Origin of the sequence: Balneola sp. (genome assembly GCA_003712055.1) — a bacterium.
Classification (GTDB): domain Bacteria; phylum Bacteroidota; class Rhodothermia; order Balneolales; family Balneolaceae; genus RHLJ01.
This window is the reverse complement of the sequence record RHLJ01000005.1, coordinates 1-25,072: the sequence shown is the minus strand read 5'-3', so window position 1 is coordinate 25,072 and position 25,072 is coordinate 1. Positions and strand designations below refer to the sequence as shown.

Below are 25,072 nucleotides of genomic sequence, written 5' to 3'. Positions count from 1 at the left end.
TTGCTTGGGTTAAGTGGCTCATTTTCTCCGTGAGCTACTTCGAGCCACTTCTGAGCGTTTCCAATACCTGGTCCAGCAGGCTTTGCACTCCATTTTTCAGCGCTTCATATTCGCCGATGTCGGTTAATTGGTAGGCAAAGCCATTTTTCTTGTCCCCGCCCGCTACTTCCACCAGCCCGTACTGGCGCAGTTGGAGCAGGTATCTTTTCAAGGTGGAATAGGCCATGCGCATCGGACGGCGGATGTCTTTGGCGGTGAAGCTCTCCAGTTTGTTCCGCTTCAAATGGAATTTGAGTTCTTCCAAAAAAGAACGGCAAGCTCCACTCAGTTCATCGCTTTTCCGAAGCAACACCGGAGTCGCTAACCGATTCGCCCACTCAATATCTTCCAGGTTCGTTTGAACGGCTTCGTCTTTGCGCTCTCGTTGGTGCTGGTGGTAAAAGGTAATGGTGTTGATCAGGTCTAAGTATAACTGGTTCGCCCTCCGTTGGGTAAACACCTGCCCGGGAAGCCCGAGCTTCTCAGCAAACGGGTTTTCTACCCGCACCGGCTCCAGCATTCTTTGGCTTGCCCGCAGAATACGCTGTGCTTCTTCTCGCTTGTCCACGTCGATTTTTCCCGAAGCTAATCGCCGTTGGTAGTCCAGGATGCGCTGGTCTTGTTCGGGGGATTCGTCGAGGGTGAGCAGCAACGCACGGTTGGCATTGTCGGAGTAAATGGCCTCTTTGGTGGTGGCAGCTGCCACACTGACCGGACCTTCGACTTCCAGGATCTCCGTTCGGAGCGTGCCCCTCGGGCCTTTCACAGCTACCGTTTTGCTCAAGCGCCCTTTGCTTTGGAGTTCCCGCAAGGGATAGAGTACTTCCTCGGCCCCATCCAGGTCTTCGATCAAAAGGAGTTTGTGTTTGAGCTGGTCGCCTTTAAAGTAGTAGAGGGCATTCCCGCTCAGGCTGGTTACTTCCAGCACATCTTCGGGCGGGAGCAGCCCCGCTAAGGTCTGCTGCAGGTGGGTTTTTCCAATCCCGCTGGCGGCCAAACTGACGGCGTGTAAGGGGCGGGCGGTCTTGCGCGAACTCATCACCAGCCACAACAGCAGCCGGTTTATCTCTTCACCTACGATTCCGGTTTGTCCCAATAATTCCTGGGTGCGTTCCATCAGCTTCGGGGATTTGAGCCATTTGGTCGCTTTCGTCTTTTCGGTTCCGGTAAGGATAGACTTCTTGGTCTTGGATTTGGAAAGGAGTTCTAACTGGGACATACGCCAGTTTTCTAATTGGCTCGTTAAGGTTTCCAGCGTTTCGGTGATCTGTTCTTGTGGCAACTCGAATAAGCCTGCTATTTGTTCAGTGAGTTTTCCGACTTGGCTGGAATGGTAGAGGTCTAAGTTCTGACGAATGGGTGCTTCTTCTTTCTCGATTTTCAAGGTAACTCTGAGTTTGTCCAGTCCACCTAATTTTACTCCGCCTAAAATGGTAATGGTTATATCTTCCGTAGTAAATACCGGAGCTTCGGGGTTGGTCGTGTCGAGAGTAGCAGCTTTTTTATCAGGCATACAAAAAAGTTTATAGAACTAATTCGTTTCAAAGATAACGGATAGTGTCTATAATGCAAATACTCTTAAGTTTTGTTTTGAACTTTTTTGTTCTATACTTTCGCATTGAATCGCATTTACCTGTTTTATATAGACTGTATGAGTTTCGGACAACGCCTAAACCAAGCCCGTAAAACCAAAAACATGAGCCAGGAAGAACTGGCCTCCATATTGGGAACCAAAGGCCCAGCTATTGGAAGGTATGAGCGGGATGAGATGAAGCCTTCTATAGAAGTAGCTTCCAATATGGCGGATATCCTCAACGTATCTTTAGATTGGCTGACAGGCCGTAGCCCTCTGCAACTCGATCAAGCCATGATCAATCGCGTTTCCCAGTTACAACAACTCTCCGAGCAAGATAAACAGCATATCCTGTATACCCTCGATGCCATGCTCCGCGATGCCAAAACCCGCAAAGCTTATTCCTCCTAAAAACAGCTACCGGAAGCAGGAGCTTCCCGCCCGCATTCCGAATGTGGACATTCGGAACGAGGTTAAATGGAGTTCAGCACTGCCCGAACAGAACGGTTCCGCAGCGGAGCTACGGAACTAGGTTAAAAATCAGTCGAACTCCATGAATCACCATAGGCTAAAACACAGCCAGAACACATTATCATCACTCCTGATTAGCTGTTGATCGCATCTTTTCACACTCACGCAAAACCTTCTTTTTTTTGGTACGTTTTAACTCTACGTAAACTTCATCGATAACGTTCAGCATATCAATTTTATCATCATCAATAATTGCTTTTAGTGTATAGTCAACTTCAATCAAACTACCATCATTGAGACCTTCATACTCTGCATCAAGAAAGAACCTCGTTCCCAAGCTCCTGCTTGGGAATACATCTCAGAAGCTCTAGCTTCCTTTATACTGGCAGCTACTCTGTAAATAGAGTAAGGTCCAGCAAAAAGCTCTACCCCCATCACCATGAGGATCATTCTTTCCGGCGTCTTTTGCTTTTGCCCAAAGCCAAGCTCCACCAGCGGCTAAAGCTCCACCAACAAGTACGAAAGGTATAGCTGGGTCATCTGCAATACCAATAACAGTAACATCATCAGCTAATAAGGCTCCACTGATAGCAAGAGTTCCAACCATTATAGCCCCGGCTTTAGATTGTTCTTTGGCTGTTGAAGTTTTAGTACCATCAGAATTTAAAAATATCAAATTCCCTTCTTCATCTACATCAAGAGCTTGTTCTCCTATGTATGTGCCATTTATTCCTGCATTATCTAAATCTTCTTGGCTTTTAATATTAGAGTCATAAACCATATTTCCATCTTCATTAACATACCAATTAAATACTGCTTCAGCTGTCATTCCATCAGGATCAATCATATTCAAAGGATTATTGTGGACATAGTGATATGGCGTCCAAGCCGCAAATTCACCAGCAAGTGGAAAAGTGTCTTACATTGCTCCCCATGTGCAAAAGCACGGTTTAAATAACCCTTTTAAGGAATACGCATGGATAGTTTTGGTAAACGTATGGCCGCTCTTCGAAAGGAACGCTCCACCACCCAGGACGAGCTGGCCAAGCAGCTCAGCACCTCTACCTCAGTGATCGGACGCTACGAACGAGACGAGATGGTGCCTTCCATTGAGGTGGCAAAGAAGGTGGCTGCCTTGCTGGATACCACCGTAGGTTATCTGATCGGGGAAGCCCAAACCTCCGGGCTGCTTAAAGACCCGGCCATGCTCAAACGCCTGCACGAGATTGACCAGATGGACGCCGAGGACAAAACCCACATCCTGCACGTCCTCGACAACTTCATCAAGGCTACCAAGCTCAAAGCCATTCAGTAGCCCCAAACAAAAAAGGCATCCCGAAAGCCTTCGGGACGCCAGTTTTTTGTCTTACATGCTTGCACTAGGTGGGGCTATCGTAGATGTTATAGGCTTACAATTTTTTAAGTCCTTCCTGTTCATATACCATTAGCAAGTCCATCATTTCAGGGTTATTTAATACAACCTGTTTTAGCTTAATATTTCCGTTAAATGAACTTTCTTGCTCCAGCGGTTTTTGAACATATATAAACAAAGTATCCTTAACCTGTTTATACAAAAATGGTAGTTGACCACTGTAAGTAAAATTTATATTCGATATGTCATTATCTTTTTGGGGAACCTCCGTCAATACTACTTGACGATGATCTGAGCTAATACCCCAAATTTTTTCAACTAAATAAACATTTAACCCTGTAGAACTTGTAAATGTAATTTGGCGGACTGTTGGTTCATGCTTTGGTGTAGTAAAACTAAAGTAAGCTATAACACCAATCACAATAAAGATTATCGTTAAAAGTATATAACCCATTCTTCTCATTAATTCCTCCCGGCATTATAACCATTAATTATCATTCGACCTGCATATGGAATTTCACCATAATATGGAGCAGGCCCATATGAAGTGCCAAACAGAACTACTTTAGCTACTGTACTAGCACCGTTATATTTTCCTTGATGTACTGCACCAGCTACTTTTAAAAACTGGTTCAATGTAAGTGTATAACCATATGCTGATGTCGTAGCACCATTCAATAATATTTTTTTATTGTTTTCTTTATAACATATATATAATATATAATAGAAAATATTATCAATATATTAAAAAAATAATTGACAAATTAGTAACAATTATATTTGTGAAATTTATATTTAATTCTAAATATATGTACAAATATAATATTGCAAGTAAAGAAAAACTTTTCAATAAATATTTTAAACACAATTTATAAGAAAATACATTATTCATTTTATCTTCCATTTACTGGTCTAAAAAATAATGCAGGAACAGGGCTATAAAAATTTATCTGTAATAACCATTGTTCCAACAAACCAATAATTCAGCAATAAGAAAGTCAAAGATGCTAAATAAGGTATTGTAAAGTAAAATATCTTTATTGTTCTAATTAGGGAGAATAAATAAAATCCTAAATTCAAATAAAATAATATATCAAAAAATATCATGACAGTAGTTTTACCAATTACTAAAGTGATTTCTTTTTCTGTTTCAAGAAAATAAACTCCTAAAAAAATTATAAGTAATAGGGCACAAATTGAATATAATTTCAATGCTACTTTTAAATAATTTTTGTCCATTGTTTTAATTATCTGTTTATAGTGGGAGTAAAGAAAATTCTTGGGACTGGATTCGCATATAATGGTGTCCTGACATCCGGTTCAATTGGATTTGCTCCTGATGCTCGAATTATTCCACTTATATAAGAATTACTATTATAAATATTTGGAAGATCTTCATTGATAATGCCGAAAGTCCTACTAGAAGTTGGTAAAGAATAGACAGGTACATTATTTCCTGAAACTTCTTGTCTATCGATATAGTTACTATGATTATCTAAAATTTTAGTGATAAACTCTGTATCAGATAAATCCGAAGTTATTAAATTTGAACTTGTTATATCAGAAGGATGGTCTCTGAAGTTGGTTTGAGCCTCAAGAAAACCTTCTTGTAAGTCATCTTCAAATGGACCAGCTCGAACAACTACCCCCATAACAGTTACCTCATCCCCACTTTCATTTTCATAAGTATATTCTATAAATAAATCTTCATATTCAGTACCCTTGAAATCTTCGAGTTCTGAAAACGAGACTAATTTATTACTGACTGAAGCCACCCGCAATCTTCTTCAGGAGGATCACAAGCCGCCACAGAACTTCTTATTGCACAAGCGGACGCTTGCGCTAGAGCGGGGTAGGCACATCAATAAAGCCCTAAAAACTTACCGGTAAGAAATATTATAACGCCAATTAAAAATATAATTGGACCTATAGCTGTTAAACGATCTAGTATAGGATAATTAGACTTTATATACGTATCGTTGAAAGTACTTTCTAAATTTTTGAAGCCAGCTTTTGTTAAAAGTCTCCCATATAGTAGTAAACCTGCTACTAGAGTTATTGCAAAACCACTTAGAATAAAGTAATGAGAAATATCAATCAGTGTCATCTTTCACCCATTCTTTTCCGTTCCAAATGTAAGTTCCTTCTTCTAAATTTTGAATATTTTCCGAAGAAAATTGTTCCTCAAATAGATCGCCTTTCCTTTGTAACTCTTCATAGAACTTCTTAGCCGTCTTAATAAGTCTATTTGCCTGTGACTTAGTAAGACCGAAATTCGAAGTTAAAGAGAGAACCACATTATCCCAATCTTCTTTTTCATATAACCAAGTATAGCTCCCTTCAGCATATATTCCGAAGTGCCTACCACGATTATATTTCGGTGGAGCAATTGAAATACCCATTTCTCTTAAGAGTTCTCCTGAGTTTTCTGCAGGAAAAGGATCTGTGAAAAATTTAGTTGGAAAATTAAACTCCACTCCGAATCCTTTATCTCCTACGTAAGCACTTCCTCCATACAGTCCTCCCCAACCTTTAAGTTGTTGCACACTGTTTAAACCATAATAATAGCTTCCTTCTAATCCTGTAGTATATCCTTTTCCTGGACCTCCTCCAAAGGTACCTGTAGTAAAAACTGCCAGACCACCATTCCCATCAAAGGCTATACCTACTGACGCAGAACCAGAGAGAACTGCCTTCTTTCTCGATCTTCAACGTTACCCTCAGCTTGTCCAGCCCGCCCAGCTTCACCCCACCGAGTACAGTAATGGTGAGTGCTTCAGTTTGGAAGACCGGGGCTTCGGGGTTTTGGGTATTGAGCAGACTAGACATACAAAAAAAGTTACTTAGCGTATTCGCTTGTGAACTTAGTCTTTTTGCCTATATCATCCAAGCGTATTTACATTGGTTTTGTACCCTTGTTAGCTTTTTCGATGGGCAAAATCTATCTTAACACAGTGTTTTCAGTAAATACAGCATCATAAACAGCATGTTCGATATGGAGAATTTTGGAGCAAATTTAAAGCAAGTACGCACCGAGAAAGGGTTTTCACAGGACACATTCGCCACCCAGATCGGGGTGCATGTGACCAATCTGAGCAAATACGAACGCAACAAATCGGTACCCTCGTTGGAGATTGCCAATAAGATGGCCAACGCTTTAGATATATCCTTAGATGAGCTCGTTCATGGGCAACCCCACGAACAAGCCCTGGCCCGCATCACCGATACCGAACTCCTTTCCCTGTTCAGCAAAACCCAACAGCTTCCCGAAGACCAAAAACAAACAGTTATCGATCTGCTTTCCGCTTTCCTGCTAAAAGCCAACCTTAAACAGCAACTCTCTTAAACAAAAAAAGGCCCAAGCGAGAACGATTGAGCCAGTTCTTTAAGCACATGCTTGCCCTAGGTTGGGGGCCTGATAACAGGCTATCACATATAAATATTTGTCTAGTTCTATCTTTCTAGTAACCTTCTTTTGGAAAAAAACATAATTACTACTGTTTACCTCATAAAGATCATAAAACAGGGGATCGTTTTCTTGATATCCAAATAAATCTACTAATTCATCTTCTTTAATATCTTTGAGTTCTTCCTTGTATACTAAATCTTTACCAACACCTTCGTAAGCTTCTAGCATTCGAATGATTGGGACGTCATGTTTTAATACTTCTTTCATTATAGTGATCCCTATTTATTGTTTTTTTGTTGTGCGCCCTTTTTTAGGTGGTTTTTTCTGCTCTCCTGTGTTTGGATCATAAGCCCCTTTATGCTTTTTACCAGTCTTATCATATACCTCAACTTCTCCATGCCGAGAATCCCATTCCAGTATATCTCCATTTGTATCAATCCATCTTTTTCTACCTGCTCTCCGTCCTACGTCTCTTGCTCCTGGGAAACCAGGTAATACTTGTGGAGGGGGCTGATACGAATGAATGGTAATAGAAAAAGTCTCTTGTGCATCAAAAGTAATTGCGTTGTAGGTAGCGTCAGCAACTAATCCTAAAAATACACCGGTAGCTACTACATCGGCTGGACCAGGTACACAGGTATCAGCACAAGCAGTTCCTAATAAAGCAGGGCCAGAAGCTCGTACTGTTCCATAATGATTTGGCCTTGCATAATAAACTGTGGTTGTTACCTCATAATCATATAACTCATGAGTAATAATACTTCCATCTTCCGCAATCTCAAATAACCCCATAGTATTATCAATAATTGTTCCAGGAACATAAGTATCTAAACATTCCTGTTTCGTACTACAATCAGGATATTCTCCAGTGGGATCACTGTAAAGAATTGGGTTATTATAAGAGTAACTATACGGAGAAAGGTTTGGAAACTCTCTTGCATATGGATCAATTTGCAAAAATCGCCCCCCTAGTACTGGATCCATGGTTCTTGCATTCAGATGCATCAAATCCAATCCTGCCTCATCATCCAGTTCCTCCCCAATGTATTTGTAATTATCATTTGGATTCGCACTATTGCTACTCCTTCCTGGCATCTCTAAGCCAAACGGATAATAATCATAACTATCCAGGTGTGTACCAATTTCATCCACAATAGCCCGGGTACTTCCTAAGTGATCTTTTAGGAAGTAGCGGGTGGCATATTCGGCTGAGCTTTGTGCAGAAAGTTCGAGGTCATAGTAGTCGGCTACTCCTTGTAGGTAGTTTATTTTAATATAATAAGTCCCTGGGGTTACGCTGAAGCTTCCTGAGCCGGTACCTGTTGCAACAGTGCTGCTATTTTTAACTACTTCCCAATCTAAATCATATTCTGTGGATTCGTATTCGGCTGTTGTTCGAGCTTTGGTTATAGTTACCGTACCGCTTCGCAATACTTCAAAGTAATACCAATCTGAATCAGAACCAGAAATACTGGCATACACAGATAATCCAATGGGGCCGTCTGCCGAAGCCTGACTACCGTTAGGTTCCGATTCGCTAGATACAGTATTGGTCAGGTCAATCACCGGATCGAGTACGCCCCCTAGTAATTGCCCTTCGGTGCCCATTCCAATAAGATTGAGGTTTAAATCTCCATCCTGATCAATGGTAGCCAGGGTTTCTCCTCCGTCCCGGATGTAATAGGTCCAGGTTCCTGCGGAAAATTCTTTGAATACCCGGTTTCCTTCCCCATTATAATTGGCTTTTAGGGTACTACCTGTATTGGTTTCAATCTGAATAGGTAGATTAAACTCGTTGTAAATCAGGTTGTCGAATTTCCCGGTCTGACTGGTCATATTCCCATTGGAATCGTAGCCATAGGTAGCGTCTTCCGCATCCCAGGTTTCGCTGGTCGTGCTCATGAGGTCCATTACGGAACTCAGACGGTTATTTCCCCCATAACTGTAGAGCAGCAGATCGACCTGGGTACTTGTTTCATCATAACGACCCAGTTTGGTGATATTCCCCTGATCATCATACTCCAGCGAATATACCTTAAAGGCATCGGTGCTTGCCCAGGAAGAGCTGGCATAATTACTATAGATTGCCGAGGTCAGGCGGTTCAGCTTGTCGTAGGTATGCGTGTATTTATAGCGGTAATGATCGGAGCCTAAACTGGTTAGGGGATTGTAAAACTCAGCCTCGTTAATGTTTCCATTATCAAAATAGGTGTAGGCTGCCGAGAACGCATGACTACTTACCTCAGGGTCATTGATTTGGGTGAGCCTGCTTTGAATGTCGTACTGGTAATCAAAGGTGGTTCCCCCTTTGTACTGTTTCTCTTCAATATTCCCGTCTGCTTCATAGCTGTAGGTAATCTCAGCCATTTCAGTATCGGCTACTCCATCTGCGGTCAGGGTAACACTGGCTAATCTTCCCAACTCGTCATAGTCGTAATGGTGATAGATGACATCTTCTCCAATTTCTATTTCACGACGGGTTAGCTCTCCCAGGCGGTTGTATTCATAGCTAATGGTCGCATCCCAATCCCTGCGGCTCCCGGTGAGTATCTGTTTCTCTGCCAGCCTTCCTTCGCTGTCGTAGCTGTAGAGCTGTAGCTGCCACTGGTTGGCCCCGGTTTGGGCGTTCACCCCTACCGAATCGGTTCCAGCCAGGCTCTCATCAATCCCTATCACCACCTCTGATCCATCGAAAGCGGTAAAGTCTGCCTGGATCAGCACCATACGTCCTGCTTCAAACAGTACATCACTGCCCGATAGGGCATCGGTGTTACTAACCGTAAGGGTATCAATGGCGCGATAGGTTTCGGCTCCGGAAATCCCCAGCCCGCTGGTGTCTACATTGGCTTCCAGAGGTTCGGGCATAAAGCGATACATGTCGGCCACGAGCTGTCCCTGCGCACGGGTGGCGTTCATACTAAAGTTGGTGATTTCGGTAGGGAATTCACTCCATGGGTAGGAAGAAGTAGAAGGCTTGGTATCGTAGGCAAAGGCTCCTTTTTGGTAGTCTTCCGTGCTTTCAAAACTGTAGGTATTATCCGGGTCTAAGGCGGAGAAGCTTCCTGAGTAATCGGCAATCCCGGTTTGTACCACTCTACCTAGCTCGTCATAGCGGGTATAGGCCACCTCTCCATCCGCGGCCTGGTTGGCATCCTGGCTGAAGCGTAGCCGGTAGGCTTTGTCGTAGGCATAATTCACCGTGCCAAAATCATTACTGGTTTTGCTGGTCAGGTTGCCCACATTGTCATAGCTATAGCTAATCACCCAGTCGCCGGCTACCGTGCCTGAGGGCGGATGGTGATAATTGGGCGGACGTACCTCGGTAAGCTGATCCAGGGAGTTGTACACAAAGTCGGTGATGGCATTAATGCCCGAAGAATCGGATACGGTACGTTTGGTCCGGCCCCAGCCATCGGTATAAGTTTTGGTGATATTGCCTACCTGGTCGGTGGTGGTGGTGACCGAGTACCAGGTGCCACTAATGGCTTCTATACTATGGGAAGTGGTGACGGAACCGTAGGTAGTTTCGCCTCCTAAGGGAATGGCCTTTACCGGCCTCTTCATCGGACTGTCTTCATATTCAGTAATGGTGAAGGCATCCTGGTTGGCATGTTTGGCTTTGGCTGCCGAATCAGTAACGGTTTCAAAGCTCATACCCGTACCTGAGCGGGAGAAGGGTTTATAGCTTTTCCAGGGTAGTCCGCGGTCGTTAAAACTTTCTGCGGCTATAATCACTTCGCTACCCGCGGCGGATACAGTCTGCACCGATCTTCCCATGCCATCCACATACTGGCGGGATACACGAGAATCGCTGCCGGTGTAACCAGTCGTTTCTACCCAATTGGGGTTGGTGGGTGAGAAATTAGTTCCGGTGTAGGTGTAGCTATGGGCGCTCACCTGCTGCCCGGCGTCATTATATACCCCGGTTAAACGGTTGAAGTCGTCGTAGGTAAAGGTCTGCTCTTTCTCGTCCTGAGCAATCACTTTGGTGATCATACCAAGACTGTCGTATTCGGCTTCGCTGCATAAGTCATTACCGGTACATCCGGAACTATCCATGACTTTCCGGATCCCGGTTAGATATACCCCATTCACCCCGTACAGGCCGTCTTGCGAATAGGGATTGGTCGCACTGCCGTAGTAGAAGTGGGTGGTATCACCCAGGGCGTTGGTGGCCTGGAGCACATTACCCTGGCTGTCATACGAAAGGGCATCATATACCATGTGGCTGGCTCCGCTATTCCAAACTTTCTGCTCGTCAACCTGCACATTTCCGTTAAAGGTACCCCACGTGTAACTAATAGAACTAAGGGTAGTACCTCCTTCTTTCACACTCACAGAGCTCGGGTAATCAAAAATGTTTTTACTTCCATCGGAGTAGTAGGCATAGGTGGTCAACCTGGAGGTGCTTTCTCCAGCCACGCTATCTGTTTTGCTGGTAAGCAGCATGCTGGTGGTGTTATAGTCGTAATCGGTGATTTTGGTTATCGCATTGGCGGTACCGTTGTAGATCTGCTCTTTGCTTACATCCAGGTAAGAGAGTTGTTCGAAAATACTGTAGCCGCCAAAGGTGTAGATGGTATCGCGCTGAGGATTTAAACAGCCTCCGCAACCATGTACATTGATCACCCGATTAGGGGTTGCTCCCTGTACCCAGGTGCTTTGTGTTTGGTAAAAGTAGTCGTTTTCAGACTGGGCCATTTTTGCATTGGTATCATCCAGCGACTCTGTTTTGATCATGTTTCCTTTGTCCAGGAAGGGCTGCTTCTCGAAGTGATAGATCGTTTCCCCAAATTCGTTGGTGGACGCATTGAATTCCGTTACTGCCTGGTAGCCCAAGTGGTTCCAGGTGTGGTTGGTCATCTGGTAAGCGGCCGAAGATTTTACCTGCACATAGTCGCAGTTCACATTGATGGGAATGGAGCTATCATAAAATATATGATAGTTTCCCGATTCCAGATAAGTAGGTTCCTGGTTCAGGTTCCCACTCGAATAGCCCGAGCCACCCGTCATGGTGTACTCGTAGGTTTTTACCACATTATTATCGGTGGAAATACCATCGAACCAGGTAACGGATGACACCCTCACTCCTCCGGCTGTTTTGGTGGTATCGATCAGGGTATTGGCTACATAACTGTAGCTATTGGCTTCATACTGGATGCTGGCCGAGCCGCCGCTGGGATAGTCCACCTTGGTGAGTAATCCGGTTTTGGAATAGACGGCGTCCGGTTCCCGATAGGCCCCGTTAAAAATAACCGAGCCATTATAGCTGGTGGTGGGGATATAGGTGGTATTTTGTGTTGCTCCATTATAATAACCCCAGTAGTCCATGGATTTGGAACCATAATCAGGAATGGCTCCATGCTGATAAGTAAATGTGTATGGAGGGAGCGTGTTCGTTTCGTTTACATCGTATTCCTGTACTTCATCCAGCTTAAGCCGTTTATGGGTTGAACCATTGGTAAAATAGCTGTGGGTTAATGCGAATTTCTTTAGAAGGTTGGAATTGCGGACTACTTTTATTTCGCTGAGCCTTCGCTCGCTGGTAATATCCTGCCTGGTGGCCCAAATGAATTCCACATAGCTGTTCGGGTCATTGGCGTATTTCAGTTTTTTGGGTAGTGGAGTCTCCCGGTAGGTATAAGAGGTAGTGGTATTCACATTATTGTCCAGGGTACTACAAAATCCCGATGAAGTGTAGATGATGATGGATTCATTATAGGAGGTCTCATCACTTGAATACTTGGTGGTGTCATATTCAATGATAAGGTCATTATCGGTTTGAGGGTGCTCGATTTTTGTGAGGTACCAGGCGCTGTTGTAGAAGCCCGAGGAAGGATTGGACATGGATGAAGCTACATTATTAGCAATTTCCGTCATGTCAAAGGTATATTTGATCCCGCTGGCATCGGTGATGGTCCAGGAGTCAATGTCATTGGAATTACCTGCCGAAGTATGATACTCGATCTTTACCTCTTTCTGCCTGGATTTGAAGACAAAGCCCTCATTGGAATCCACGTAAAAGAATTCACCGCTTACCGTTGGCGTGGACAGAATGAATTTATCGGGCTGGGTATCGTATTCCCCGTCAACCATGTCATCCATCAACTCTTTCTCTGCCAGCGTCAAATTGGGATGATTGCTGGGAGAGGTATCAATGGTGTTATTTTTTAGATGCGTGGAGTTGGCCATATACCCTGTCCCTTCGGTGTTATCATCGGGCAGGCCGACCATCACTCGTGTAATGGCCCCTCCTATTTGAAGGTTCCAGCCCAGGCCTATCCTGCTGGCCCGCTCCTGCACCCTAAACCCGGAGGATGAGTAGCTCAGATTTAATGGAATCCCGGTTTTTCCATTGCTGAAGGTGTACAGGGGAATTGTAACCGTACTGGTTCCATTGTACATATCTATGGGAATGTCTTCTGCCTTCAGGAAGGAAGAAGCCGTTGGTGACGGAAAGGCCACATTCAGGTTATCGGAATAATCTACGGAGCTCTCCCCCGTGCCCTGGGCTTGTACTGAATGTGCACTAACAGCTACAAAAAGAGTGATAATGCTAAGTGTTTTAGATAGTGTGTTCATAATTATAACCGCTTGACAAATTTTTATGGTTGTTGACCGAAGTAGCCTTAGTCCTCGTTGTTGGTATGCTCCAGTTTTTCCATGCGTTGTTTCAACGCCTCGTTTTCCCTTTTCAACTCAACCAGGAGTTGTTCAAGGCTTTCGTTCTTCTCTTGCTGCCTCTGAACCAGTTTGTTTTGTTCAATAAGATGGAGCGTCATCTCTTCAATTTTCTTGAGTAACAACTGCTGCATTTCTCCCAGGTGCTGGCCTTCTTCTTCTACTTGTTTGGCCGAGGGTACTTCGGGTAAATGCCCTTTAGCTTTGATATAAGCTTCAATTTCTGAAAGAGATCGTAGCTCGTAATCAGGATGAAATACATAATCCGGCCAGCCCGTAGCTTCTACAATTATTTCTTTGGCGCGGGCTGTTCCATTTACTTCAAGTTTGTTGCCCGGAGTAGTAGTACCGATTCCTACATTACCATCTTTTGCAATTCGAAAACGTTCTCCAAGTACGCCATTGTCATTTTGAAGCCTTATGGAAAAGGAAGTAGGAATTATCTCTGTATCAGTAGTTCCATCAGCAAATACTCGAAGCTGAGCAGTACGTATAAAATTAGTTCCATCGTATCCCCAATAATCATTAACACCCAAATTATCTCCAGATTGTACGGCCTCAGGGATGTCTACTGTTCCACGAGCTCGTCGCTGAATAAGAAATCCGCTTTGCCACGCAGCATCTGAATAAGCTTCTTGCTTTACAACGGCATGACTACCATCAGATACAAATTCTGCAAGAGCTGAAGAAGTCGAGAATACATGGAATCGTGAGGTTGGGCTTTCTGTTCCAATTCCTACATCGCCTCCAGTAAAAAAAGAAGCTCCATTAGAGTGCAGTTGTACTTTAACCTCGTTAGTATCATTATATATTTCCATTCTATGGTTCTGATTCCCCCCGAAGAAAACTTGGTTACGATCTCCAGATGAGCTATTTCTGATAAAATAAATATTGCCGCCCCACCTGCTATGTCTGAATGTTGTGGTTCCCGATCCTCCGTCAACGTAGCTGATAGAAAGCCCCGCAGCTACACTCGAACTGGAACTCAGAGTCCCAACTCCTACCGTACCATTCACCTGAAAATCAACATTGGGGTCTGTCATACCTATTCCAACTTTGCCACCGTCATAATAGATTTTAGTTCCGTTTGTGGTCCACTGAGCTGATGCTAAACTGCTCGTTACCAATACTATTAGTGTACATAGGGTTAAATTTTTCATATCAATTCTCATTCTCTAGTTGCTTGATTTTTGAAGCATGTTCTTCAAGGAGTTGTTGTTGTTTCTGTATCAGCTTTTGCTGCTCAATGGTATGAAGGGTCAACTCTTCGATCTTTTTAAGTAGAAGCTGCTGCATTTCCCCCAAGTGCTGGCCTTCTTCTTCTACTTGCCGGGCAGAAGGTACTTCGGGTAAATGGCCCTTGGCTTTGATGTGGGCTTCAATTTCTGAGAGAGAGCGGAGTTCGTAATCAGGATGGAATACATAATCCGGCCAGCTGGTTGCTTCCACAACTACTTCTCGAGCACCAATCGAACCTTCTACCGCTAGCTTATGAGAACCCATTGTTAGAGTCCCTATACCTACTCCTACATTGGTTCCTGGCATTAGGGTAATTTTTCCATCTTCATTTGCTGAAGCATCAATTTTGAGCTGCTGTGTGGCATCATTGGTACTGATGTCGAAGGTTCTTCTTACATCATCATAATTTGAGTGTATCCTTCCATAGAATTGAGCATTATTATCATATCCATAGATTCTTAGCTGCCTTCTTGTTCCATTGGCCGCTACTTCACTCCCTATGTACACATCCCCTCCATCCACATCTAATTTTGAAGCTGGTGTAGTGGTTCCTATACCTACGTTGCCATCTACATCCATCAGGATTTTTCTCCAACCCGTCCATGCGTTATTACCTTGATCAATACTTCTTAACCAAAACTGGGTACCTAGATTGTTAGATAATAGCTGTATATGTCTTGAGTTCGTATCCATTGCTTTCAACCCTAAAATAGTACCTGCATCCATCGGCCAATTCCAGGCACTATCACTTTCGGAATTCATTAAATAAACTCCTTTGGGGTAGCTGTTTGGCAGAGTTGTAACAGGCTCTCTGGTTATATAATTATCTAATGGAGTTTGAGCATTAACCGATGTAGTTATTCCGAAAAGGGCAATGCATACCCCGAATAGAGCTTTCTTCATTTCTTAAACCTATTTTTTTATGTATTGCTATTAACCTAAAGAAGAGTACTTCCTGACTTAACTACTTTTTTTTGTTCAGGACCTTTCTTAACCACGTTTCTGAGGCTACATATATCCGCTTAAAACTTAAAGGCTACTCTTTCTTCTTGATTTTTGTTCTGCAATAGACTAACCAATTTGAATCAAACTCCCAACTCGGTAACAATAATTTTTTATGTGCCTGATTTATTGGACTTAAGGTATCATGAGCGGAGAATTCTGGCATTTGGATAAGAACGCGTAGACTAAAAGTAGTCGTAGGGTTTTATTGTTCTTGCGCATAGACCTGGCTGGCCTTTTCTATAGGTCATCCTGAGCATACTTGCGAAGGATCTTATCGGGTTAAATAATACTTCTCTTTTTTTAACGATCATCCCGGACTTAGATCCGGGATCTGTAAAGCGTGATTCGTTGCTATGGCTATTGCTAAATCAACGGTTGGTTCCCTTACAGATCCCGCATCGGGGCGCGGGATGACGATGTTGAGGGTGGTACGGGATGATTTAGTAATGTGGGCTCAATGCAAGTCAAAGACTTGCATTGCTTGTTCTCTTAAGTCACAGACTTAAGAGATCTTTGGCGGGCATCGGGGTGCGGGATGACGATGTTAAGCTAGTTCCCAAGCTCCTGCTTGGGAATACATGCCTGAAGCTAGAGCTTCAACATCTGCATTCCGAAGATCGACCTTCGAAACGAGGTTAAGAGATCTTTGGGTTATAAGAAATCGAAGTACACCCCAAATACCTTTAACACAAAAGCCAGGAATAGAAAACCAGCCATAGGGATATGGGTATCTCTTGTAATTTTTTTGGTCAAAAGTCCCAGCCCCGCGAATACCCCTCCAATAATTATTCCCAGATAAATTACCCCTAGCACTCCCCACCCCATGAAAAGAGCCAACATAGTAATGAGTTTTACATCTCCCCAGCCAAAAGCCAGTTTATTATAAAACCTGTTTACCCCAAGATTAAGAATGGTGAATGCTCCGAACATGGTTATGGACGAAATGATACATTCGATTTCGAATTCATACACTAAAGAAGGGATAGCAGCAACAAAAAGTATACTAAGAAGTCGATTGGGGATGATTTTGCTATACAGATCTACAGCGGAGATAAAAAAGAAAACCAGTACAAACAGGTATGAGCACCATTCAACCACGGTTTCCGGGGAGAAATAAAAAACAGCTCCAGCACTGCCCCCAATACTAACTACAGTGCCAAGCCATTGCCAGTTTCGAGAGGGTTTAGCCTCTATATTTGATGACAAAATCATTGGCTTAAAAAAGCTTAGATAGCTTCCTACCCCTGATAATAAAACTGCTATTAAAAGTTGAACGATCACCCTTAATCCGGGATCACCTGTTCTACATTCCCTTCTTCATCTACCTGCCATTTGTTAAAAACACCATCGTTATCGAAGTCTATGATGGAAGTTGCTGTTGCAACATATTCAGTAGTACTGGCACTTTCAATTTCGATCTGATAACGAGCTCTTCCCCCTTCGGTAATCATTTTCTCATGTTGGAAATCGATGGCGCTGAAGTCGGAAGCATAAGAGTCGTGCTCTAAATGGTACACGCGTTGCAAGGTATGGAGAAACGCTAGTTGCGTTTTGGCTTCGGTTGTTTTGGCCCGGGTAGTAACGTTTTGGTATAAAGGCACGGCAATCATGATAAGAATGCCAATAATGGCCAATACAATAAGTAGTTCAGTTAATGAAAACCCGTCTTCTTTTCTTAGTATTTGATTGATTTCGTGTTTCATAGCTCTTCTAGTTGTCGTTTAATTTCAGTGTAAATTTTTTATCGTTGTATTCCAATAGTACCGAGTCGCGAACCACGGCCATGACCAGGATACCATTTCTAAAACTTTCTCCGGATTCTACAAAATAGGGCTGTCCCTGGTCATCTAATATCACTGCCGTTTGATCCATGATACCCGTTAACGAAAGACGTGGCATAGGGGCTTCAGGCTCGGGCTGAATGGGTTCTGGTTCAGGTGCTGCTACAGTCTGCGGAGCAGTCCCTGACATTCTAAATGGATCTCTTCCTGAGGCCGAGTACGAATACCCGATTTTTTCGGGTACCGTAAGTTCATCCAAGTCTACAGACTGCACTTGCTGTACAATAGGACTGGTATTGGAAGAGGTAAGTTCTGAGAAATTCACCACATTCACCCCCCATACACCAATTACAATTACTGCGAGAAGTATTTTACCAAACATTGTTTCCAGGAATTCTTTCATCAGGCTAACTCCTCAACAAGGTTATGGTTAATGTGGTGGTGCCTTCCAGAGCTCCTTGATTTGAGTCGGACAAGTCTATTTCAAGTTGTTTGGTTTCAATAACCAATCCGCCCTGTTCAACCTGGTTTATGAATCTGGCAATACTGTGGTAACTGCCCGAAAAATCGAGCGCGATTTCCCTTTCAAAATAGGCTCCCCTGATTGCTCCGCTTAAGGGCTGAACCCTGCTTATCGTAATATTTGCTGATCTGGCTTTATCGAAGATCTGTTCCAGAACTACTGAGAAATCGTCGTCTTCGGGCATATTCACAACCATCTCATTCATTCGTTCATCCAGAATAGTCTGCTTTTCGCTCAGATCCACCAATTCCGTTTGCCAGTTCCCCATGAGGTCGATTTGCTGATTTTGAGTACTCAACACAGCATGCTTTTCATAGGTATTTACTACAAAAGGAAGCACTAAAAAAATGGTCAGCGCTAGGAACACGAGTAGAGATGCTAGTCCTACATACTTCCAGGTATGTATGTGCAACTGGTTATTCATGAGCCTACCAATACCTGAATTTCAAATCGAATGGTGGAAGGTCCTGAAACAGAGTTCCTGTTTCCATTTCGGTTCTCTTCCTCTTTTTGGGAGACTACCAAACCAGCCCTTCGGACTTCATCTGCGCGCTCTAATTGCTGTAAGAAACCTGATACCGCTTGCTCTGAACGGGCATAACCCATAAGGTTTAACTGAATCAGGTTGCCAGTAGATTCCGGTTGAGTGGTCAGTTTGGTTAACCATACCTGATCGGGGATTTGTTTGCTTACCAATTCAAATAGAAAGGCAGAAGATTCTTTTTCTTCCAGCATATTCCGAGCTCTGAGGAATTCATCCCGGGTCGCGACAAGATGCTCTCTTTTCTCCGTCACTTCTTCAATTTTATCCCCGATTTGCCCCATGATCTGGTTGCTTTCAACTAACCGATAATCCAATACTTTACCATAGGCATAAGTAACAAGAGCAAAAAATATGAGCGGAGCAAAAAGCAGTATGCTAAGTCTAAGTGTCTCCTTTTTATCATTTGCCAATACTGCTTCCTTTTGCTGATCGGGCAACGAAAAATTGAAAGCATCCAGTTCGGGATAGAAGGTCTTATTGCACACTCCTTCAATGGGCATATAGGACGGAGATACTGCTTCTTTTCTTTTAGGAATGACAAAACCTTCCAGAGACCGACTTACAAGCCCTGCCCATTGATCCAGATGGTGATTCCTGGCAGGTATAAAGAGAGGGATGCTATCCATACCTAAATCATAGGAAGCTTCTTCGGTTTTTAGATAGGAGTCCGCTTCCTGGATGACCAGGGCCCAATCTTCATCGGACGAACCGGAACACTCAAATACATTGTGCACCAACCCGTGTTGATAGCTTAGCAAAAATGCCCGGTCCCCTGACCGGGATACCACGCCTGACATCCCTTCTAAAAACGGCGCATTCGCTATCTGGGCATAGCCAGTATCAACTACTCCAGCGGTCAGGTATTTTGGGAATAGCCCGAGTTCCTCAAGTACGGAGGTATATTTTGTGCAAATGCCTTGATCCAGTACCTGGAACAGACATCGCTTTGATTCTTCATCCACTTGAATGAGATGATATTGAAGAAGTACGGCATCAGGATCTTCATAGGAAAGAAACAGGCCTTTCTCCCTTTCAGCTACCCATCGCTCATTTTCTTCCTCTTCTTCGGAATAAGGTACTTCCTCAATCAATACATCCACCAAAGCATCAGGAATGGAAAGTGCTAGTACAAAGGCATCGGCTTTAATTTGCTGAAGCATTTCCTCAACAGCTCCTTTATAAGAAACTTCTCCATTATTGTGGAGTATCTCACCTTTTGAACTTTCCGTAATTCTGCTCCCGAGCTTATCCAGTTCAACCCATCGGATTAATTCAGAAGTAATCTCCAGGCCAACAACGGTATGTTCAAGAAAAGGAAGCTTAAGCATTGCTCAGCTACTTAATTATCTATGTTGAGGTCTTCTCTGAGCTGGTTCCAACGCACATTATCGGTGCCATCACCATAAAACACATGAGGAGTAATGAAGATCACCAACTCGGATTTAATAAGATTTGTACTCTTATTTCTGAACAATCTCCCCACTAACGGAATATTACCCAGAATAGGTACCTTGTTTATATTTTCTGTCTCACTTTCCTGGATCAGCCCCCCAAGAATAATGGTTTCTCCGTCTTTCAATCGAACGGTGGAATCTAATACCCTGCTATTAATCGTTGGTGGAACTTCAGAAGAAATTGTTCCAACCGGAGTGTTGAATTCCGGGTGTACTTCAACAGTAACATCACCAGAAGCACTTACCCACGGAGTAATTTCCAGTAACACATTCGCTTCAATGGTTTCGAAACGTTGTGACTCCTGAGTTACAATTTGGTTCGGGGATTGGAGTGGAGTAGTTGAGGTTAACAGGTAATACTGAGTGGTACCAATTTCAATACTGGCTGTATATCCATTTATGGTTGAAATCTGAGGACGCGAACGAACCGTAACCAATCCCTGCTGGTCCAACGCATTAATCTTGAAAAAGAAATTACTGGGTAATCGTCCAAGGTTTTGGATTCCAAATAAACTCCCGCTTCCGGCAAAAGCGTTATTCAAATCGGTGCCACTTCCTTGTGCAGAGAAGCCACCCATTTGATCAGAACCTTGCCCGAACACTGCACTAAAGGGATTGAAATAGCTACTATCCGGAGCCGCACCTTGCGATAAAGAAACTCCCAATTGATATAAATCGGTGGTATTCACATCCACCACCAACGCCTCGATCATAATTTGCGGAGTGGGGAAATCAACCTGCCCAATAAAGCTTTCTAATTCAACAATAATATCATTGGTACCTATGACCATTAGGCCATTTTGTTCTTTGATGACCTGTACACTCGCGTTAGCCTTGATAGTCTCCGGGATCAGAGGTTCGATCACATCTGCACGAATATGCTTCAATCGAATCAGTTTATTAGAAGCTATCCCGGTTGTACTCTTGTCACCGAGCACGTACATATCCCCTTCTTTCCTATAGGTATATTCCGTTCCCCGAAATATATAGGTGAGCGCCTGATCGATCGTCAGATTACTGGCCTTGGCTGTAATGGTAGTAGTTGGAAGACCATAGGTTACCATGTTTACATCACTTTGATACCCGATTTCTCTCACTATATCGGTGATGGGAGCATTAACTACATCCAGATTTACCAAGCCATCTTCCATAGTTACCCAAAAGTTGGATGTGCCTCCCTCCTGCTCGCTGGAGAACCCAAACCGATCAATAATATATACCCCGTCTTTCTCACGAAGCGAAAATCCGTTATTAGAGAGTAACAGGTTTAACCCGTTTTCGAATTCAACCTGATTCAGGTAACCGGAAATTTCTCCGCGCACACCATTTCTTATAATGATATTCCTTCCGGTTGCTTCGGTAAGTTGACGGGTAAAAGTAGCCAGTTCAACATCTGCCAGGTCCAGGGTTAATAACTCATTTTCAAAAGCAATAATAGGTTCAACAGTAACTTCAACAGGTTCCGGAGCAGTGTATTCCCTGATCCGGAATAACTGTCCTGTTTGGCTGAGTGATAAGTCATATTCCTGACATATCACAACGAGCAATTCAAGCAGGGGAATATTGCTAAGACTTACAGTGATTTGCCGACTCAATCTATTATCAACAATGACGTTGAAGCCCTCATATTCTCGATTCAGACCTCTAAAGAAATTCCGGGCGTCTATCCCCCCAAGGTTTATAGACTCGACATTCTGAAAAACTACTTCCGGTAAATTTTGCAGATCTATCTGTACTCTATTGCTATCAATAATGCCGGAAAGATATTCCAGGTATTGGGTGCGCTCAGCTACCAGGGCTGAGTCTGTACGTTCGGGCCCTTCCTGACCAACAACTGCTAATGGCACTATACCCAGAAGTACAAATAAAACTGTACGAAGTATCACTCTCATATATAACTAAACAGGATAATTAATTAGGGACAGAATACTAAATTTTTGAAGTACTTACCTATATACCGGAAAGCTTTTTATTGTTCCCGGTTTTGTAGTAGGTAAACATTCGTTAATTCAATTCCCTTTCAATTTTTCAATTTCTTTTTGTTGAGCTTCATTTTCCTTTTTCAGCTCGATCACATGAAGAGTTAGTTCTTCAATCTTCTTAAGCAGAAGTTGTTGCATCTCTCCCAGATGCTGCCCTTCTTCTTCTACTTCTTTGGCTGAAGGAACTTCCGGTAAATGCCCTTTAGCTTTGATATGAGCTTCAATCTCTTCTAATGAACGCAACTCATACTCAGGATGAAATACGTAATCCGGCCAGCCCGTGGCTTCTACTCTCACTTCTTTAGATCGAATAGTGCCGTTTACTTCAAGTGCATTGGTAGGATCCGTGGTTCCAATTCCAATATAGCTTTGTACGTCCCCTGTCGACCCTTCAGTTTTAATGATAAATGCATCCTCTATATTAGTATTCGCTCTCCTGGGTACTATTCGAAATAAGTTATCTGATTGAGTACCTCCACCATTCCAATCCTGGTCAAAACCAATATATACTCCAATACTTCCATCATCTTGGAACATTTCAATACGGGTATTATCTCCTTCAAAGCTGTTATCGGTATCCGCTTCTAATCTTAAGACAGCATCTCCAGAGGTCCCTGAACTTACATGAAGTAATTCTTCAGGAGTGGATGCACCAATTCCTACATTTCCATCAAAAACAGCATTTGGAATTATATTAACCAGATTGCTTGCAATAGTAATTTTTTCCACCCCTCCGTGTTGGATACCAATCCTGTCACTACTTCCCCTGTATAAAATGCGCCCGGTAAGTGCTCCACTCGTGTTTGCAAAAGCATATCCTGCATCAGAAGTGTTGCCATGGTACAAAACCATACCTTGTGATGAACTCCCGTTACCCACAACCAGTTGGTCCAATGCTGTACCCGAAATATCTACTGCATCGTTTCCTATACCAACTCTTCCTGTATTGTTTATTCTTAACCTTTCTGTTCCATTTGTTTGCATTCCTATGTAGCCACTAACAGCTGATAATATTAACTCATTAGAAGCATATACTTGATTTGGATCGAGCCCTAACTGCCTGGTTCCATCAGCCAGGTATATATAGGCATTCGTAAAATTACCGTTGGCCCCAATAGTCCCGGTCTTTACCACACTGAAATGGCCTGTTGGAGAGGTACTGCCTATACCCACTTTACCATCGTTATAATAAATGGTTGTTCCGGTGGAATCCCATACACTTTGGGCGTTTACGGATTGAATGAGTAGTACACTCAAGCTAATAGCGAAGAATAACTGAATTGATTTCTTAAGCATGATTTTTTTTGATTTAAGATTATTCGTAAGACCAACTTCTCTCTGGTTTACTTGGTTGATTATTAACATGAAAGAACGAGACTCCGTATTTCGGAATCGTAGATTGAATTAATTGGACGGTAATTCTACCCGGTTATATTCTTGTATGGCTTTATCCACTAAATCTTCCTTAGCAAAATAAGGTAGCCAGATGCTGCCGGTAAAGACAACCCCTCCTATTACTAGACCGGTAAAATCCGGAGACTCTTTATCTATTTCTCCTGAGAAAGTAGCAGCAGCAATGGCAACACCTGCTATAGCTCCTAGTACCTGAACTGCAGTGAGCCCATCTCTTTTATTCAGATAACTCATACTGGTGGGATTATCGGCTAACGCTATTTTTAGATTTCTCGCACTGGCTTTTTGAAGACGACTACCATTCTTTGAAAAATATTGAACAGAGGAGATTCCAGCGCCTCCAGGCATATAGGTAGAGGTACCATTTGGCCCAGGCATCCAGGATCCCCCACTATAGGTCATCTGTTCCCTGATGTATAAATCAATATTCCCTTCTTCAATAAGTTTGGCAAAGCCATCTCCGTCGGCATAACTTATTCTTACAAAATATCCATCCTTAGACTGATACCGTTGAACACGCTCCAAAAGAATGACTGTAGTGTCATTCAGGATAATCCTGGATTTTTTTAAGAAGGGAGTCTCGACCTCTATTTTTCCTTCATATTTCACACCATTCCTCAATTCGACAAAAGTAGTGTCCTGGGCTTGTGTATGAATTGATAGATAGAAAATTATTAGAGTTAGAATTGAGGCTTTCATGAATAAAGATTTTCGCTTGACTATTAGCTATTAGACTTAATGCTTATAATATTTTTTGTTCTGCAACGTCAGTACCGCAGCAGAGCTGCGGTACTAGGTTATAATTATTGACCAATTTTTTATTCAAAACCAGATTTCTCCTAAAAGCACTCTATCTATATATTTTCTAAGAACATTGACATTATTCATTAAAGCATTTTTATAACCACTATTATCTGGTTGTAGGGTTTCGCAATCATATGTAGAATTATATTTTTTTGCTAGAGAGCAAAAAGATATAATATCATTACCATAAGCTGAGTCACTATATTTTGAGTTTTCTCCTTTATAAATATCAAATGAAAATGTATAGCTTTTGAATTCAAAGGCTAAATAAATCTTTAATCCATTACCTATGAATTCTAGATAAGAGCCATAATTCAAATTTTCCTCTCTCGAAATCTCGAAACCTAAATCTCCGAGAAAAGAAAAGCTTTGTTTCATAATCTGTGTATTTGCATATTTTGGATTCATTTCATCTTATTTCATTTATTGATCACCAAAAACCTCTCTTGCTTCCATACCATAAAATAATCCTTTTTTATTTGATTTAGGACCTGTACCTAAATCATATATGGTATAACCTTTTACTCGTTCCCAAGCTCCTGATTGGGAATACATACCTGAAGCTCCGGGTTCTTCAGCTCAGAATCATCATATACAGAAGCCAGAGCTTCTTGCATTGCATTCCGAAGGTTACCTTCGGAACGAGATTAAGCGGATGCTTGCGCATTCTATGACAAAATCAAGTAAAATATAGGACGGTATTAAGCGGCAAATTGATGGCTTACTACATATGGGCTTTGACGGTTTATCACGGCGAAAGCTCGTTGTACCAGTTTAAATTT

The 25,072-nt window shown here is 42.7% G+C and carries 25 protein-coding genes; 3 read left to right on the top strand and 22 right to left on the bottom strand.

Annotated features, from left to right (window positions below; translation table 11 throughout):
- Nucleotides 1-34: 34 nt before the first annotated feature.
- The gene (locus ED557_12080; GenBank protein ID RNC79870.1) at nucleotides 35-1,552 is read right to left on the bottom strand and encodes a hypothetical protein; all 1,518 of its coding nucleotides are present in this window, start codon (nucleotides 1,550-1,552) and stop codon (nucleotides 35-37) included.
- Between the two features lie 138 nt (nucleotides 1,553-1,690).
- Between ED557_12080 and ED557_12075 the strand changes: the two genes are divergently transcribed.
- A complete protein-coding gene (locus ED557_12075; protein ID RNC79869.1) occupies nucleotides 1,691-2,023 on the top strand; it encodes an XRE family transcriptional regulator in 333 nt (110 codons plus the stop codon).
- Nucleotides 2,024-2,207: 184 nt separating this feature from the next.
- Here ED557_12075 and ED557_12070 read toward each other — a convergent pair whose 3' ends face one another.
- Nucleotides 2,208-2,420 carry a hypothetical protein gene (locus ED557_12070; protein RNC79868.1) on the bottom strand — a complete coding sequence of 71 codons (213 nt, stop codon included), beginning with the start codon at nucleotides 2,418-2,420 and terminating at the stop codon, nucleotides 2,208-2,210.
- A 30-nt stretch (nucleotides 2,421-2,450) separates the two neighbouring features.
- A complete protein-coding gene (locus ED557_12065; GenBank protein RNC79867.1) occupies nucleotides 2,451-2,936 on the bottom strand; it encodes a hypothetical protein in 486 nt (161 codons plus the stop codon).
- 123 nt (nucleotides 2,937-3,059) lie between these two features.
- On the opposite strand from ED557_12065, the gene ED557_12060 reads away from it, so the two are divergent.
- Nucleotides 3,060-3,398, top strand: a complete 339-nt coding sequence (locus ED557_12060; protein RNC79866.1) for an XRE family transcriptional regulator — start codon at nucleotides 3,060-3,062, stop codon at nucleotides 3,396-3,398.
- A 94-nt stretch (nucleotides 3,399-3,492) separates the two neighbouring features.
- Here ED557_12060 and ED557_12055 read toward each other — a convergent pair whose 3' ends face one another.
- The 6 genes from ED557_12055 to ED557_12030 all read right to left on the bottom strand — a co-directional run bounded on the left by ED557_12055 (nucleotide 3,493) and on the right by ED557_12030 (nucleotide 6,001).
- Nucleotides 3,493-3,918: a hypothetical protein gene (locus ED557_12055; protein RNC79865.1), complete on the bottom strand. Its 426-nt coding sequence runs from the start codon at nucleotides 3,916-3,918 to the stop codon at nucleotides 3,493-3,495.
- Entirely contained in the window at nucleotides 3,918-4,133 is a 216-nt protein-coding gene (locus ED557_12050) for a hypothetical protein (GenBank protein RNC79864.1), read from the bottom strand. The genes ED557_12055 and ED557_12050 overlap by 1 nt, the downstream gene beginning before the upstream one ends.
- 258 nt (nucleotides 4,134-4,391) lie before the next feature.
- Complete coding sequence (locus ED557_12045) at nucleotides 4,392-4,694, bottom strand: hypothetical protein (protein ID RNC79863.1); 303 nt, start codon at nucleotides 4,692-4,694, stop codon at nucleotides 4,392-4,394.
- Between the two features lie 8 nt (nucleotides 4,695-4,702).
- A complete protein-coding gene (locus ED557_12040; GenBank protein RNC79862.1) occupies nucleotides 4,703-5,230 on the bottom strand; it encodes a hypothetical protein in 528 nt (175 codons plus the stop codon).
- An 86-nt stretch (nucleotides 5,231-5,316) separates the two neighbouring features.
- Nucleotides 5,317-5,562 carry a hypothetical protein gene (locus tag ED557_12035; GenBank protein RNC79861.1) on the bottom strand — a complete coding sequence of 82 codons (246 nt, stop codon included), beginning with the start codon at nucleotides 5,560-5,562 and terminating at the stop codon, nucleotides 5,317-5,319.
- On the bottom strand, nucleotides 5,549-6,001 hold the full coding sequence (locus ED557_12030; protein RNC79860.1) for a hypothetical protein: 453 nt from the start codon (nucleotides 5,999-6,001) through the stop codon (nucleotides 5,549-5,551). The genes ED557_12035 and ED557_12030 overlap by 14 nt, the downstream gene beginning before the upstream one ends.
- Before the next feature lie 440 nt (nucleotides 6,002-6,441).
- Here ED557_12030 and ED557_12025 point away from each other — a divergent pair, with 440 nt between their 5' ends.
- Nucleotides 6,442-6,801 carry an XRE family transcriptional regulator gene (locus ED557_12025; GenBank protein ID RNC79859.1) on the top strand — a complete coding sequence of 120 codons (360 nt, stop codon included), beginning with the start codon at nucleotides 6,442-6,444 and terminating at the stop codon, nucleotides 6,799-6,801.
- A 39-nt stretch (nucleotides 6,802-6,840) separates the two neighbouring features.
- Here ED557_12025 and ED557_12020 read toward each other — a convergent pair whose 3' ends face one another.
- The 13 genes from ED557_12020 to ED557_11960 form a co-directional block, all read right to left on the bottom strand.
- Complete coding sequence (locus tag ED557_12020) at nucleotides 6,841-7,131, bottom strand: hypothetical protein (protein RNC79858.1); 291 nt, start codon at nucleotides 7,129-7,131, stop codon at nucleotides 6,841-6,843.
- Between the two features lie 15 nt (nucleotides 7,132-7,146).
- A complete protein-coding gene (locus ED557_12015) occupies nucleotides 7,147-13,446 on the bottom strand; it encodes a hypothetical protein (GenBank protein ID RNC79857.1) in 6,300 nt (2,099 codons plus the stop codon).
- Between the two features lie 47 nt (nucleotides 13,447-13,493).
- On the bottom strand, nucleotides 13,494-14,717 hold the full coding sequence (locus ED557_12010; GenBank protein ID RNC79856.1) for a hypothetical protein: 1,224 nt from the start codon (nucleotides 14,715-14,717) through the stop codon (nucleotides 13,494-13,496).
- Complete coding sequence (locus ED557_12005) at nucleotides 14,707-15,687, bottom strand: hypothetical protein (protein RNC79855.1); 981 nt, start codon at nucleotides 15,685-15,687, stop codon at nucleotides 14,707-14,709. The genes ED557_12010 and ED557_12005 overlap by 11 nt, the downstream gene beginning before the upstream one ends.
- 753 nt (nucleotides 15,688-16,440) lie before the next feature.
- Entirely contained in the window at nucleotides 16,441-17,070 is a 630-nt protein-coding gene (locus ED557_12000; GenBank protein ID RNC79854.1) for a prepilin peptidase, read from the bottom strand.
- A gap of 2 nt (nucleotides 17,071-17,072) precedes the next feature.
- Nucleotides 17,073-17,492, bottom strand: a complete 420-nt coding sequence (locus ED557_11995; GenBank protein ID RNC79853.1) for a prepilin-type N-terminal cleavage/methylation domain-containing protein — start codon at nucleotides 17,490-17,492, stop codon at nucleotides 17,073-17,075.
- Nucleotides 17,493-17,499: 7 nt separating this feature from the next.
- Entirely contained in the window at nucleotides 17,500-17,973 is a 474-nt protein-coding gene (locus ED557_11990; GenBank protein RNC79852.1) for a hypothetical protein, read from the bottom strand.
- Nucleotides 17,974-17,977: 4 nt separating this feature from the next.
- Nucleotides 17,978-18,517, bottom strand: a complete 540-nt coding sequence (locus tag ED557_11985; GenBank protein ID RNC79851.1) for a hypothetical protein — start codon at nucleotides 18,515-18,517, stop codon at nucleotides 17,978-17,980.
- Nucleotides 18,514-19,965, bottom strand: coding sequence for a hypothetical protein (locus ED557_11980; GenBank protein RNC79850.1), 1,452 nt, complete (start codon nucleotides 19,963-19,965; stop codon nucleotides 18,514-18,516). The genes ED557_11985 and ED557_11980 overlap by 4 nt, the downstream gene beginning before the upstream one ends.
- An 11-nt stretch (nucleotides 19,966-19,976) precedes the next feature.
- Nucleotides 19,977-21,983, bottom strand: coding sequence for a hypothetical protein (locus ED557_11975; GenBank protein RNC79849.1), 2,007 nt, complete (start codon nucleotides 21,981-21,983; stop codon nucleotides 19,977-19,979).
- Between the two features lie 117 nt (nucleotides 21,984-22,100).
- The gene (locus ED557_11970) at nucleotides 22,101-23,438 is read right to left on the bottom strand and encodes a hypothetical protein (GenBank protein RNC79848.1); all 1,338 of its coding nucleotides are present in this window, start codon (nucleotides 23,436-23,438) and stop codon (nucleotides 22,101-22,103) included.
- A gap of 39 nt (nucleotides 23,439-23,477) precedes the next feature.
- Entirely contained in the window at nucleotides 23,478-24,185 is a 708-nt protein-coding gene (locus ED557_11965) for a hypothetical protein (GenBank protein ID RNC79847.1), read from the bottom strand.
- A gap of 123 nt (nucleotides 24,186-24,308) precedes the next feature.
- The gene (locus ED557_11960; GenBank protein RNC79846.1) at nucleotides 24,309-24,698 is read right to left on the bottom strand and encodes a hypothetical protein; all 390 of its coding nucleotides are present in this window, start codon (nucleotides 24,696-24,698) and stop codon (nucleotides 24,309-24,311) included.
- Nucleotides 24,699-25,072: the final 374 nt, after the last annotated feature.